This window comes from Kitasatospora sp. NBC_01246 (assembly GCF_036226505.1).
In the GTDB taxonomy this organism is placed as follows: Bacteria; Actinomycetota; Actinomycetes; order Streptomycetales; family Streptomycetaceae; genus Kitasatospora.
The window spans coordinates 7,071,449-7,084,686 of record NZ_CP108484.1 but is presented as its reverse complement, the minus strand read 5'-3'; the positions used below and the strand labels follow the sequence as shown (position 1 = coordinate 7,084,686).

Below are 13,238 nucleotides of genomic sequence, written 5' to 3'. Positions count from 1 at the left end.
GACCCCGTCCCCCCTCGACCCCGGACCGGCCATGCTCTCCTTCGCCCTGCGGCGGACCCTCCAGGCCCTCGCCGTCCTGGTCGCGGTCTCCGCCGCCGCCTTCGCCCTCTTCTACGCCGCCCCCGCCGACCCGGCCCGCGCGGCCTGCGGCCCGCGCTGCGACTCCGGCCAGGTCGCGGCCGTCCGCCAGAGCATGGGCCTGGACCAGCCGCTGCTCACCCAGTACACCGACTACCTCGCCGGAGTCGTGGCCGGACGGGACATCGCGGACGTCGACGGCTCGGTCATCCACTGCGACGCACCCTGCCTCGGTTACTCCTACCGGCTCCACCAGCCCGTCACCGAGGCCCTGGTCGACCACCTGCCGGTGACCTTCTCGCTCACCGCCGGCGCGCTCGCCGTCCTGGTGCTGTTCGGGCTCGGCACCGGCTTCGTCTCCGCCCTGCGCCACGGGACCAGGACGGACCGGCTGCTCTCCGGCTTCACCCTGGTCGGTGCCAGCGTGCAGATCTACTTCCTCGGGTACGTCGCCCAGTGGGCGCTGGTCTACTCGACCGGCCTGCTGCCGCTGCCCTCCTACACCCCGCCGGCCGAGGACCCGGCCGCCTGGGCGGGCGGCATGCTGCTGCCCTGGCTCGTCCTCGGCTTCGTCAACTCGGCCGTCTTCGCCCGGCTCTCGCGCTCCCAGCTGCTGGAGACGATGAACGAGGAGTACGTCCGCACCGCGCGCGGCAAGGGCCTCGGCCGGGTGCGCACCCACCTCAAGTACACCTCGCGCGGCGCCGCCGGTCCGCTGGTGCAGCTGCTCGGGCTGGAGGCCGGCGCGCTGCTCGGCGGCGCGGTGATCACCGAGACGGTGTTCGGGCTGAACGGCGTGGGCACCTTCGCCGCCGAGGCCGTCTCCGGGCAGGACCTGCCGGCCGTGGTCGGCGCCGTCCTGCTCGCCGCCTGCTTCGTGGTGCTGTTCGTCGCCCTGGCCGACCTCGCGGTGGCCTGGCTCGATCCCCGCATCCGTCTCAGCTGACCCCTCTGGAGTACCGATGACCCCCTCCACCGAAGCGGTGCTGAGCGTCCGCGACCTCTCCGTCGCCTTCGCCGACCCGCGCGGCGGCGCTCCCGTGCACGCCGTCCGCGGCCTCTCCTTCGACCTCGCCCGGGGTGAAGTCCTCGGCCTGGTCGGCGAGTCCGGCTCCGGCAAGTCCGCGACCGGCCTGGCCGTGCTCGGCCTGCACGACCCGCGCACCACCACCGTCACCGGCTCGATCCGGCTCGCCGGCCGGGAGCTGGTCGGCGCCGGTGAGTCCGTGCTGCGCGAGGTGCGCGGCGGCCGGGTCGCCCTGGTCTTCCAGGACGCGCTCACCTCGCTCAGTCCGTTCCACGACGTGGGTGCGCAGCTGGCCGAGATGTACCGGCTGCACCACCCGGGCGCCGGGCGTGCCGAGACCCGGCGGCGGGCCGTCGCCATGCTGGACCGGGTCGGCATCCCGGCCGCCCGGGCCGGCGACCACCCGCACCGGTTCTCGGGCGGCATGCGCCAGCGGGTGATGATCGCCATGGCACTGATGAACGACCCCGACGTGCTGATCGCCGACGAGCCGACCACCGCGCTGGACGCCCGCGTCCAGCGGCAGGTCCTCGACCTGCTGGGCGAGTTGCAGCGCGAGCACGGCACCGCGGTGCTGCTGGTCAGCCACGACCTCGGCGTGGTGGCCGGGACGACCGACCGCACACTGGTGCTGCGCGACGGCCGGCAGGTCGAGTCCGCGCCGACCGCCGAGCTGCTGGCGGCGCCGCGACAGCCCTACACCCGGGCCCTGGTGGGCGCGGCGCTGACCGCGGACACCGTGCCGGGCACACCGCTGGCCACCGTCGACGAACCGTCGCCGTCCTTCACCTTCGCGCCACGGGCGGCCGCCGCCCCCGACCGCCCGCTGGTGGAGGTCGAGGAGCTCGCCGTGCACTTCCCCGGGCGGCGGCGCCCCACCGGCCGGCGCGGCGAACCCGTCCGCGCGGTGGAGGGCGTGAGCCTGCGGATCGCGCCCGGTGAGACGCTCGGGCTGGTCGGCGAGTCCGGCTCCGGAAAGTCCACCACCTCACGCGTGCTGGCCGGCCTGCAGCCGGTGACCGCCGGCCGGGTGCGCTACGACGGGATCGACGTCACCGCCCCCGACCGGGCGCTGCGCCGCCGGCTCGCCCGCGAGATCCAGCTGGTCTTCCAGGATCCGTACGCCTCGCTCAACCCGCGCCGCACCGTCGCCCAGACCCTGGACACGCCGCTGCGCCTGCACACCGCCCTCGGCCCCGCCGAACGGCGCGAGCGGTCCGCCGAGTTGCTGGAGCAGGTCGGGCTGGCGGCCGGCCACCTGGACCGCTATCCGCACGAGTTCTCCGGCGGCCAGCGCCAGCGGATCGGCATCGCCCGGGCACTCGCCCCCGAACCGCGCCTGATCATCGCCGACGAACCGGTCTCCGCGCTGGACGTCTCGGTCCGCGCCCAGGTGCTCAACCTGCTGATGGAGCTGCGCGAACGCCTCGGCGTCGCCTTCCTGTTCGTCTCGCACGACCTCGCCGTGGTGCGGCACTTCTGCGACCGCGTCGCGGTGATGCACGGCGGCCGGCTGGTGGAGTCGGCCGACCGCGACCGGCTGTTCGCCGCCCCGCACACCGACTACACCCGGGAGCTGCTCGCCGCCGCGCACTGAGGGTGTGTCGGCGGCCGCCTGGCGGCACGATCCGCATACGATCGGCTACCGGCAGCGACCCCCGTCACCCCGGAAGGGGTTCCCGATGACCCTCGTCAGCCAATCCGCCACCCTGCTCCAGCTGTTGGGCCGGCTCCACCCCGAGGCCCTGGACGGCATCCGCCCGCACCTGCCCGTCCTGGGGCCCACCCGCCACGTCCACCTGGCCGCGCACGGCGGCGGCCAGGCCGGGCTCAACCCCCAGCCGCTTCCGCCCGGCGCCACCGAGCTGCGGCTGGCCGTCGCCGGGACGGTCAACGCGGTGGCCAACGCGGCCATCACCGCCCGGCTGTCCGGCGGAGACCCAGGCGGCATCCTCACCGAGGTGGGGGACGACTGGTGCCCGACCCCGCCGGACCGGCGGCTGCCGTGGCCGCGGCACTGGCCGCTCCCCTGGCCGCCCGGCGAGCCGTTCCCGATCGACCCGGGCTACGCCACGCCGGCCGTCCAGGCCCAGGCGGCGCTCGCCTTCCAGGCCTACGCGAGCGGGATCGCGGACGAGGAACTGGGCGCCGCCTTCGGCGAACTGGCGGAGCGACTCTGCGAGGCCGCGCTGGGGAACGCCGGCTGAGCCGGCCCGGTGCACGGGGCCCCCGACCGTCCCGTGCACCGAGACCCGCCCCACGACAGCGACTCTGCGTAGTCGCGGCGATGCTCCGCCCGGGGCCGTACCGTGCGCACCCACGGTCACCCGACCCCCATCAGGCCCACCATCCGGCGGAAATCCCGGAGCGGGACAGGTAGCGTGGGGACGTCAGTATCCGGTGGGGGGGATCCCGTGAGTGTCACGGTACGTCACAGCGTGTCGACGCGCTCCGTACGGCCACCGCACGGGTGCCGACTGCCGCACCCGCCCGGATGCGGTACGGACGCTCCGAGGACGCCGCGACATGCCTACCCCGACCACCGCGTACGTCGGCCGACCGGCCGTGGTCGCGGGCCCCCACCTCGTCCGCGCCGAACGGATACGCGACGACATCCTCGCCCGCAATCCCCGCTACTCGCCCCGGCAGGCCCAGACGGTCCGGATGGCCCTGAGCAACCTGCCCGGCACCCGCCGGTACTTCCAGCCGTACGAGGTCGTCACCTCGCCCGACCGCACCGCCGCCGAGCGCAAGACCACCACCATGGCCGACCTGCTGGCCGCCGCCGAGAGCGCCGCCCGCGAGGCGCTGGCGAACGCGGGGGCGGGCACCGCGGACGTCGACTGCGTCGTCGTCAGCAGTGCCACCGGTGACGGGGTGCCGGGGCTGGACATCCTGCTCCAGCAGCGGCTCGGGCTCCGCCCGGACATCAGCCGCCGGCCGATGACGCAGCTGGCCTGCGCGGGCGGCGCGCACGTCCTGATCGCGGCCCAGGAGTACCTGGCCGCAAACCCGGGCGGCGTCGTCCTGGTGGTCGCGGGCGAGTCGCTCTCCTCGCTCTACCAGGACAGCCGGACGTCGATCGAGGACCAGATCTACAAGGGGCTCTGGGGGGACCTCGTCGGCGCGGCCGTCGTCACGGGCGAGCGGCGCACGCCCGGGCTGCGCCTCGGCCACCGCTTCGAGTACACCGTGCCGGGGTCCACCGACCGGTACCGCAAGCTGACCGACGACCGCGGCGACCACTTCGCCTCCACCCGGGCCTCGCTCCGCTCGGTCACCGACCTGGGGCCGGCCCTGCTCGACTGGCTGGACCGGCACGACGCCCGGGAGCTCGACTTCGGTGTGCTGCACCCGGGCGGCCCCGCGATCCTCGACCGGCTCGGCACCCTGCTCGGCGTGGACGAGGACTTCCTCCGGCACTCCAAGGCGGTGCTCGCCGAGGAGGGCAACCTGGGCGGGGCGACGGTCTTCTCCGTCCTGGCCCGGACCCACCGGACGCCCCCGGCCGCCGGTGCGCGGGGCCTGGTCTTCGGCCTCGGGCCGGGGGTCGCCCTCAGCGCCCTGCTCGTCACCTGGGCCGACGGCCCCGCCGTCTGAGCGGGCGGCGGCGGGGCGCCGCCGCCACCCCTCTTGGCGTCGACAGGAGGTCGCCAGCAGCTCTCCAGGAGTGCGAGCAGCGACGGGACGCCGAGCGGCGGCCCGCCCGCTCCCGCTAGGCGCTCGGCACGATCCGCTCGACCATCGTCCCGACCAGCGCGGCGAGGCCGTCGGCGCCCAGCACCTCGGGAAGGGTGAGGTGTTCGACCAGCAGCCCGGTCATCGCGAGGTAGAGGACGACGACCGTCTCACGGTCGCCGGGGAGGCCCTCGCCCACGTGGTAGGCGATGTTCGCCTCCAGTTGCTCGCGGATCGTGCCGGTGAGCTCGGCGCGCAGGTCCGGCCGACGGGTGGCCTCCAGCCGCAGTTCGAGCAGCGCCAGGTACCCGGCCCGCTCGGCGGTGATCCGGCCCAGCAGGTCGTGCATCAGGGCCGTGACCAGGGCGCGGTCGCGCGGGGCCCGCAGCAGCTCGGCGATGACGGCCGGGTCCGGGGTGAGCCGGTGGTGGATGTGACGGGCGGTCTGGTGGAGCAGGTCGTCGCGGTTGGCGAAGTAGTTGGACGCGGTGCCGGCGGGGACGCCCGCCTGTACGTCGACCGCGCGGAAGGTGAGTCCCCGGGCGCCCTCGCGGGCGAGGACGTCGATCGCGGCGTCGGTGAGGGCGGTACGGCGAGCGGGGTTCTGGACCACGGCCCTGATCCTCCTTCAGAAACATCTGGACAACCACTACAGACTGAGTACTATAGCCGGAGTGGTTGAGGGCGCAGGGCCTTCGACCGGGCCTCCAAGGACGTGAATGCGCAAGCTCACCTACTACGCCGCCGCCACCCTCGACGGTTACATCGCCGCCCCGGACGGCGACTTCGGGTTCTTCGACCCCTACATCCCCGGGACCCTCCCCTTCCTGACCGGCGAGATGGGCGACGCACTGCCGACCCCCGCCCGCGCCGCGTTCGGCCTGGCGGACGCGCCCAACGAGCGCTTCGACACCGTCCTGATGGGCCGCGCCAGCTACGAGCCGGGCCTGGCCGCGGGCCTCTCCAGCCCCTACGCCCACCTGCGCCAGATCGTGGTCTCCCGCTCGCTCACCAGCAGCCCGGACCCGGCCGTCGAGGTCACCGCGGAGGAGCCGCTCGACCTGGTGCGCCGGCTGAAGCAGGAGGAGGGCCTCGGCATCTACCTCTGCGGCGGCGGCGACCTCGCCGGTCAACTGCTGCCCGAGATCGACGAGTTGATCGTCAAGCTCAACCCCGTCGCGGTCGGCTCCGGCATCCCGCTCTTCCGGGCCGGGTTCTCACCGAACGCCTTCACCCTGGTCGACACCCGGGTGCTGGCCAACGGCGTGCTCGTCCTCACCTACGCGAAGGCGTCCGGGGTGCCCGCGACGGCAGCCGGCTGACGCTGACCACCAGACAGACACCGGCCACCACGATCGCCCCACCCACCAGGGTGGGGCCGGTCAGCGGTTCGGCCAGCACCAGCGAGCCGAGCAGCACGGCCACCACCGGGTTCACGTACGCGTACGTGGCGACGAGGGTCAGCGGCGCGGACTGCAGCAGCCAGGCGTAGGCGGTGAAGCCGACCAGCGAACCGACCACCACCAGGTAGCCGAGCGCCAGCCAGGACCGGGTGGAGAAGGCGCCGACGTCCAGACCGTGCTGCTCCCCTCGGGCCAGTCCGATCACCACGTTGCCCAGCCCGCCCACGATCATCTGGTACGCGCTCCCCGCGAAGACGTTGCCCGGCATCGGGATCCGCTTCGCGGCGAACGAGCCGGCCGCCCAGGTCAGCGTGGCGCAGATGACCACGATCACGCCGGCCGGTGCGATGTCCCCGCCGATCGCGGGCGCGGAGAGCACCGCGAGCCCGGCCAGCCCGAGCAGCACCCCGGACAGTTCCACGGGCTTGGGCCGGTCACCGGTGGCCGCCGTGAGCAGCACCATCCAGAGCGGGACGGCCGCCACCAGCAGCGCCGTCAACCCCGACGGGATGGAGTTCTCGCCGAGCACCACCAGCCCGTTGCCGCCGGTCAGCAGCAACAGGCCGACCAGCGCGGAGGAGCCGAACTGCCGCCGGTCCAGCCGGAGCCCGGCCCGCCCCTCGCGGAACAGCACGAAGCCGCCCAGCAGCAGCCCGGCGACGAGGAAGCGCGCCCCGGCGGAGAGGAAGGAGGGCATCGTCTCCAGGGCGATCCGGATCGCCAGATACGTCGAGCCCCACACCACGTACACCACGGCGAGCGCCAGCCAGACCGCCTTTCCCAGGCCGGCCGGACCGGGGACGGCGTCGGCGGGTCTGCCGGCCGGGGCCTTGGCGGGCGTGCGTGAGACGGGCGCTGTCATGGGTGTCCCCCTAGGACGGTACTGGCGGTCAACCGCCATGACAGCGCATCACCGCACCCGCGCGCCAGTGGGTATCACCAGACGGTCGCCGCCGCCCCGGGGGCGCGCGCGGCGCGGGCGCTACGGTGGGCGCTCCCCCGGCCGGGGGAGCACGCACCGGGAGGCCCCTTGTCCGACGCACCGACAGCCGACGGGCCGACAGCCGACGCGCCGACGGCCGGCCCGCCCGGCGCCCGGCCCGGCGCCCTGCCGTTCTTCGTCTACGGCACGCTCCGCACCGGCGGCCGCAACCACGCCGTGCACCTCGCCGGGCGCTGCGCGGACATCCGGCCGGCCGTACTGGAGGGTGCCGCGCTGCACGACGGCCCGGGTTTCCCGTACGCGGTGCCGGACGGCACACCGGGCAGGCGGATCCTCGGCGAGCTGATCACCGTGCGCCCCGGCGGGTACGCCGCCGCGCTCGCGGCGCTCGACCGGCTGGAGGACTGCCGGGCCGACGGGACGGGAGAGTACGTGCGCGAGCGGCTGGCCGTCCGGACGGTGTCCGGGTCCACCGAGGACGCCTGGGTCTACCTGGCCGGCCCCGCCGTCGCCGCCCGTCTGCGGGTCCACCCGGCGCTGATCCCCTCCGGGGACTGGACCCGCCGCACCGAACGCTGAACGGGGCAGGCCTGGCCCGGGACCGGATCGCACGCGGGGGCGCGGGACACCGCGGCGTCCCGCGCCCCCGCCGACGGCCCGCTCAGGGCCTGCCCACCCCGGAGGCGAGCGCTCCGTCGAACGGCATGGCCTGGACGTACAGCGTCCAGGACGGGTGGTCGCCGCCCTCGACGGCCTCCCAGAGGTCCTGCCGGTGGAGGTCCGGATCCGATCCGGCCAGCCGTGAGCGCGTGCTCGTCGCTCGGCGCCCGGGTCCCGGTGTGGTCGGTGGTGTGCGGAACCGCTGACTCGGACACGGTGCCCTCCGTCGCGCGCTGAACCGCCCCCGGACGACACTGACCGCGGCCACCGGGGCGTGCACCCTGACCGGGTGGTGGCCGTGTACCGCCAGGTAGGCTGCCCCGGCCACGCCTTCGTCGGCCGAGCGGCGCCGACGGCAGGCCGACCGACCGGCTGTGGAACACGGACCGCAGACCCGCAGACCCGCAGACCCGCACGACACTGACCGAACGAGGAGCCCCCGGTGCCCGAGCTGCCACCGCCGATCACCGTCGTCGGGATCGGCGCCGACGGCTGGCCCGGCCTCGCCACCACCTCCCGGGCGGCGCTGCGGACGGCCGAGGTGGTGATCGGCGGCCCGCGCCAGCTGGCCCTGCTCCCCGCCGCCGAGGTGGCCGCCGAACGGGTGCCGTGGCCGTCCCCGCTGCGCCCGGCCGTCCCCGGGCTGCTCGCCGAGCACGCCGGCCGCCGGGTGGCCGTGCTCGCCAGCGGCGACCCGATGTTCTTCGGCATCGGCCGCACCCTCGCCGAGACCGTCGGCGCCGAACGGCTGCGCGTCCTGCCGCACCCCTCCTCCGTCTCCTACGCCTGCGCCCGGCTCGGCTGGCCGCTGGAGGGCACCGAGGTGGTCAGCCTGGTCGGCCGCCCCCTGGACACCCTGACGCTCGCCCTGCACGCCGGCCGCCGGCTGCTCGTCCTCGGCGCCGACGCCCGGACGCCCGCCGCCGTCGCCGCGCTGCTCACCGCACGCGGCTTCGGCACCGCCCGGCTGCACGTGCTGGAACAGCTCGGCTCCCCCGGCGAGCGGCGGCTGGACGGCCCGGCCGACGGCTGGCCGCACCCCGCGGGCGACCCGCTGAACGTCATCGCCGTCGAGCTGGCGGACGGCCCCCGGACCTCGCTGGTGCCCGGCCTGCCCGACCACGCCTACGAGAGCGACGGCCAGCTGACCAAGCGGCACGTGCGCGCCGCGACCCTGGCCACCCTCGCGCCCGCCCCCGGCGAGCTGCTCTGGGATGTCGGCGGCGGCTCCGGCTCGATCGCGATCGAGTGGCTGCGCGCCCACCGGGACAACCGGGCGGTGACCGTCGAGCGGAGCGCCGTCCGGGCCGAGCGGATCGGCCGCAACGCCGCCGCGCTGGGCGTGCCCCGGCTGCGGGTGGTCGCCGGCGCGGCGCCGGACGCGCTCGCCGGGCTGCCCGCCCCCGACGCCGTGTTCATCGGCGGCGGCCTCACCGCGCCCGGCCTGCTGGACGCCTGCTGGGCGGCGCTGCCACCGGGCGGCCGGCTGGTCGCCAACACCGTGACGCTGGAGTCCGAGGCCCTGCTGACCAGCTGGTACCGGCGGCACGGCGGCGAGCTGCTGCGCCTCGCCGTGGCGCACGCCGTGCCCGTGGGCGGCTTCACCGGCTGGCGGCAGGCGATGCCGGTCACCCAGTGGTCCGCCGTCAAACCTTCGACCGATCCAGGAGCGAGCTCGTGACCGTCTACTTCATCGGGGCCGGCCCGGGCGCCGCCGACCTGATCACCCTGCGCGGTGCGCGCATCCTGGCCCGCGCCGAGGTCTGCCTGTACGCCGGCAGCCTGGTGCCGCGCGAGCTGCTGGACGAGTGCCCGGCCGGTGCCCGGCTGGTCGACACGGCCCAGCTCGACCTGGACCGGATCGTCGCCGAGCTGGTCGCCGCCCACGAGGCCGGGCAGGACGTGGCCCGGCTGCACTCCGGCGACCCGTCCGTGTTCAGCGCCGTCGCCGAGCAGATGCGCCGGCTCGACGCGGCGGGCGTGCCCTACGAGATCGTGCCCGGCGTGCCCGCCTTCGCCGCCGCGGCGGCCGCGCTCAAGCGCGAACTGACGGTGCCGACCGTCGGCCAGACCGTCATCCTCACCCGGATCGCCAAGCGGGCCACCCCGATGCCCGAGGGCGAGGACCTCGCCACGCTCGGCCGCAGCGGCGCGCTGCTGGTGCTGCACCTCGCCGCCGGGTACATCGACGACGTGGTCGAGCAGGTGCTGCCGCACTACGGCGCCGACTGCCCGGTCGCCGTCGTGGCGATGGCGAGCCGCCCGGACGAGCTGGTGCTGCGGGGCACCGTCGCCAGCATCGCCGAGCAGGTGAAGGCGGCGGGCGTGGTGCGCACCGCCGTCATCCTGATCGGCCGCACGCTGACCGCCGAGCAGTTCCGGGACAGTCACCTCTACTCGGCGGACCGCGAGCGCCCGCACGAGCCCTGCGGCGCGTGAGGGCCCACCTGCTCGTCCTCGGCGGCACGACCGAGGCGCGGGCCCTCGCCGCCGCCCTGGCCTCCGACCCGGCGCCGGAGGACCCCGGGCCGGGGCTCACCCGGCAGGGGGCCACCGGGCCGAGGGTCACCAGCTCGCTCGCCGGGCGGGTCGCCGCACCGCGGCTGCCCGCGGGCGAGGTCCGGATCGGCGGCTTCGGCGGACCGGACGGGCTCGCCGCCTGGCTGCGCGCGGAGCGGGTGGACGCGGTGGTCGACGCCACCCACCCGTTCGCGGCCGTCATGTCGCGCAACGCCGCGCTGGCCGCCGCGGCCACCGGCGTCCCGCTGCTGGCGCTGCGCCGGCCCGGCTGGTCGCCGGTGGACGGCGACCGCTGGCATCCGGTGGAGTCGCTGGACGCCGCCGCCGCCGTGCTGCCCGGGCTGGGCCGGCGGGTCTTCCTCACCACCGGCCGCCAGGGCATCGGCGCCTTCGCCCACCTCGACGGCCTGCGCTTCCTGGCCCGCTCGGTCGACCCGCCCGAGCCGCCGGTGCCCGCCGCCCTCGACGTGCTGCTCGACCGCGGCCCGTTCACCCTGGACGGCGAGCGGGCCCTGCTGCGCGAGCACCGGATCGACGTCGTGGTCACCAAGGACAGCGGCGGCGCCGCCACCGCCCCCAAGCTCACCGCGGCGCGCGAACTCGGCCTGCCGGTGGTGGTCGTGGAGCGGCCGGCGCCGCCGGCCGGGGTGCCGGCCGCCGCATCGGTGCCGGCCGCCCTGGACTGGCTCGCGGCGCGCGGTCTCGCTCCCCGGTAAACCGGGCGACGGCCGACGGCGGCCCTGCCAGGATGGGCCGATGAGAGCCGAAGAGCGCACCCCGACCGAACAGACCGCCGACGAACGCGCCACCCTGGTCAGCTTCCTGGACTTCCAGCGGGACACGCTGGCGATGAAGTGCGCCGGGCTGAGCACCGAGCAGCTCCGCGCGCGCGTCCTGCGGCCGTCCGCGCTCTCGCTGCTCGGCCTGGTCCGCCACCTCGCCGAGGTGGAGCGCGGCTGGTTCCGCAACACCTTCGCCGACGAGGCCAGGCCCGGCTTCTGGAAGCACCCCGACGGCAGCTTCGCCGAGTTCGACGTCGACACGGCCGACCCCGCGGAGGCCTTCGCCGTCTGGCGCGGCGAGTGCGACCACGCCCGGGAACTGGTCGCCGCCGCCGAGTCGTTGGACTCCCTCGGACACCACGGCGAGGAGGCCTTCTCGCTCCGCTGGATCCTCACCCACATGATCGAGGAGTACGCCCGCCACAACGGCCACGCCGACCTGCTGCGCGAGCACCTGGACGGCGCGACCGGCGAGTAGCCGGGCCACGAGCAGCGACGGAGAACCGATGCGGACCCACCGGAAGGACCAGGACACCGCCGGGCTGGAGGTCGCCGGCCTGCTGGCCGGCCTCGACGGGTGAGGCCGGCCGGCGGGCGGTCCGTCAGATGTCGCGGAAGGTCTCGATCTGGGCGCCGATCGAGTTGAGGCGCTCGGCGAGGTCCTCGTAGCCGCGGTTGATGACGTACACGTTGCGCAGCACCGAGGTGCCCTTCGCGGCGAGCATCGCGAGCAGGATCACCACGGCCGGGCGCAGCGCCGGCGGGCAGACCATCTCGGCGGCGCGCCAGCGGGTCGGGCCCTGGACGAGCACCCGGTGCGGGTCGAGCAGCTTGATGTCCGCGCCGAGCCGGGTGAGTTCGGTCAGGTAGATGGCGCGGTTGTCGTACACCCAGTCGTGGATCATCGTGGTGCCGTTGGCGGCCGCGGCGATCGCGGCGAAGAACGGCACGTTGTCGATGTTGATGCCGGGGAACGGCATCGGGTGGATGGTGTCGACCGGCGCGGTCAGCTTGGAGGGGCGCACGGTGAGGTCGACCAGCCGGGTGTAGCCGTTGTGGGCCCGGTACTCGGGGGTGCGGTCGTAGTCGAGGCCCATCCCCTCCAGCACCGCGAGCTCGATCTCCAGGAACTCGATCGGCACCCGGCGGATCGTCAGCTCGGAGGAGGTGACCACCGCGGCGGCGAGCAGGCTCATCGCCTCCACCGGGTCCTCGGCCGGGGTGTAGTCGACGTCGCGGGTGATCTCGGGGACGCCGTGCACGGTGAGGGTGGTGGTGCCGATGCCCTCGATCTTCACGCCCAGCCGCTCCAGGAAGAAGCAGAGGTCCTGGACCATGTAGTTGGGGGAGGCGTTGCGGATGACGCTGACGCCGTCGTGCCGGGCGGCGGCGAGCAGGGCGTTCTCGGTGACGGTGTCGCCGCGCTCGGTCAGCACGATCGGCCGGTCCATCGGCGCGCCGGGCTGGACGGAGGCGTGGTAGGCGCCGGAGGTGGTGGCGACCTCCAGGCCGAAGCGGCGCAGCGCGGTCAGGTGCGGCTGGACGGTGCGGGTGCCGAGGTCGCAGCCGCCCGCGTACGGGATAGCGAAGCGGTCGGCGCGGTGCATCAGCGGGCCGAGGAACATCAGCACGCTGCGGGTGCGGCGGGCGGCCTCGACGTCCATCGCCGCGAGGTCGAGCTCGGCGGGCGGGGTGAGTTCGAGGTCGCGGCCCTCGTTGGTCCAGCGGCTCTTGACGCCGATGCTGGTGAGCACTTCGAGGATCCGGTACACCTCCTCGATCCGGGCGACCTGGCGGATCGTGGTGCGGCCGGTGGTCAGCAGCGAGGCGCAGAGGATCGCGACGCAGGCGTTCTTGCTGCTGCGGACGTCGATCGCGCCGGAGAGCTGGGTGCCGCCGGCGACCCGAAGGTGCATCGGGCCGGCGTAGCCGAGGGAGACGATCTCGCTGTCGAGGGCTTCGCCGATGCGGGCGATCATCTCAAGACTGACGTTCTGCTTGCCCTGTTCGATGCGGTTGACCGCGCTCTGGCTGGTGCCGAGGGCCTCGCCGAGCTGGGCCTGGGACCAACCACGGTGCTGACGCGCGGTGCGGATGAGGGTGCCGATACGGGTGAGGTAGTCGCCTGTCACTCGCCAGACCATATC

At 75.0% G+C, this 13,238-nt stretch carries 13 protein-coding genes and 1 pseudogene; 10 read left to right on the top strand and 4 right to left on the bottom strand.

Going from position 1 to position 13,238, the window contains the following annotated elements; genetic code table 11:
• Positions 1-31 precede the first annotated feature (31 nt).
• From OG618_RS30055 to OG618_RS30040, 4 genes are all read left to right on the top strand, one after another.
• A complete protein-coding gene (locus OG618_RS30055) occupies positions 32-1,024 on the top strand; it encodes an ABC transporter permease (RefSeq protein ID WP_329490711.1) in 993 nt (330 codons plus the stop codon).
• A 16-nt stretch (positions 1,025-1,040) separates the two neighbouring features.
• Positions 1,041-2,702 carry an ABC transporter ATP-binding protein gene (locus OG618_RS30050; protein ID WP_329490710.1) on the top strand — a complete coding sequence of 554 codons (1,662 nt, stop codon included), beginning with the start codon at positions 1,041-1,043 and terminating at the stop codon, positions 2,700-2,702.
• 85 nt (positions 2,703-2,787) lie between these two features.
• Positions 2,788-3,312 (top strand): hypothetical protein, encoded by a 525-nt coding sequence (locus tag OG618_RS30045; RefSeq protein ID WP_329490709.1) that lies wholly within the window; start codon positions 2,788-2,790, stop codon positions 3,310-3,312.
• A gap of 319 nt (positions 3,313-3,631) precedes the next feature.
• Positions 3,632-4,705: a PhlD gene (locus OG618_RS30040; RefSeq protein ID WP_329490708.1), complete on the top strand. Its 1,074-nt coding sequence runs from the start codon at positions 3,632-3,634 to the stop codon at positions 4,703-4,705.
• A 115-nt stretch (positions 4,706-4,820) separates the two neighbouring features.
• Here the strand turns inward: OG618_RS30040 and OG618_RS30035 are convergent, their stop codons facing one another.
• Positions 4,821-5,396: a TetR/AcrR family transcriptional regulator gene (locus tag OG618_RS30035; RefSeq protein ID WP_329490707.1), complete on the bottom strand. Its 576-nt coding sequence runs from the start codon at positions 5,394-5,396 to the stop codon at positions 4,821-4,823.
• A gap of 106 nt (positions 5,397-5,502) precedes the next feature.
• On the opposite strand from OG618_RS30035, the gene OG618_RS30030 reads away from it, so the two are divergent.
• Complete coding sequence (locus OG618_RS30030) at positions 5,503-6,105, top strand: dihydrofolate reductase family protein (RefSeq protein ID WP_329490706.1); 603 nt, start codon at positions 5,503-5,505, stop codon at positions 6,103-6,105.
• Here the strand turns inward: OG618_RS30030 and OG618_RS30025 are convergent.
• Positions 6,059-7,048: an EamA family transporter gene (locus tag OG618_RS30025; protein WP_329490705.1), complete on the bottom strand. Its 990-nt coding sequence runs from the start codon at positions 7,046-7,048 to the stop codon at positions 6,059-6,061. The two genes, OG618_RS30030 and OG618_RS30025, sit on opposite strands and share 47 nt — an antisense overlap.
• 168 nt (positions 7,049-7,216) lie before the next feature.
• Here OG618_RS30025 and OG618_RS30020 point away from each other — a divergent pair, with 168 nt between their 5' ends.
• Positions 7,217-7,708: a gamma-glutamylcyclotransferase family protein gene (locus OG618_RS30020; RefSeq protein ID WP_329490704.1), complete on the top strand. Its 492-nt coding sequence runs from the start codon at positions 7,217-7,219 to the stop codon at positions 7,706-7,708.
• Positions 7,709-7,817: 109 nt separating this feature from the next.
• On the opposite strand, the pseudogene OG618_RS30015 reads toward OG618_RS30020, so the two are convergent.
• Positions 7,818-7,928: pseudogene (locus OG618_RS30015) on the bottom strand (catalase); the annotation flags it as partial.
• Between the two features lie 303 nt (positions 7,929-8,231).
• Here OG618_RS30015 and cbiE point away from each other — a divergent pair.
• The 4 genes from cbiE to OG618_RS29995 are packed head-to-tail and all read left to right on the top strand — an operon-like array spanning position 8,232 to position 11,569.
• A complete protein-coding gene (gene cbiE, locus OG618_RS30010) occupies positions 8,232-9,470 on the top strand; it encodes a precorrin-6y C5,15-methyltransferase (decarboxylating) subunit CbiE (RefSeq protein WP_329490703.1) in 1,239 nt (412 codons plus the stop codon).
• Complete coding sequence (gene cobM, locus OG618_RS30005) at positions 9,467-10,228, top strand: precorrin-4 C(11)-methyltransferase (protein ID WP_329490702.1); 762 nt, start codon at positions 9,467-9,469, stop codon at positions 10,226-10,228. Before cbiE ends, cobM begins: the two co-directional genes overlap by 4 nt.
• The gene (locus OG618_RS30000; protein WP_329490701.1) at positions 10,225-11,025 is read left to right on the top strand and encodes a cobalt-precorrin-6A reductase; all 801 of its coding nucleotides are present in this window, start codon (positions 10,225-10,227) and stop codon (positions 11,023-11,025) included. The genes cobM and OG618_RS30000 overlap by 4 nt, the downstream gene beginning before the upstream one ends.
• Before the next feature lie 40 nt (positions 11,026-11,065).
• On the top strand, positions 11,066-11,569 hold the full coding sequence (locus OG618_RS29995; protein ID WP_329490700.1) for a DinB family protein: 504 nt from the start codon (positions 11,066-11,068) through the stop codon (positions 11,567-11,569).
• Positions 11,570-11,693: 124 nt separating this feature from the next.
• On the opposite strand, the gene OG618_RS29990 is transcribed toward OG618_RS29995, so the two are convergent.
• Complete coding sequence (locus OG618_RS29990; protein ID WP_329490699.1) at positions 11,694-13,223, bottom strand: UDP-N-acetylglucosamine 1-carboxyvinyltransferase; 1,530 nt, start codon at positions 13,221-13,223, stop codon at positions 11,694-11,696.
• Between the last annotated feature and the right edge of the window lie 15 nt (positions 13,224-13,238).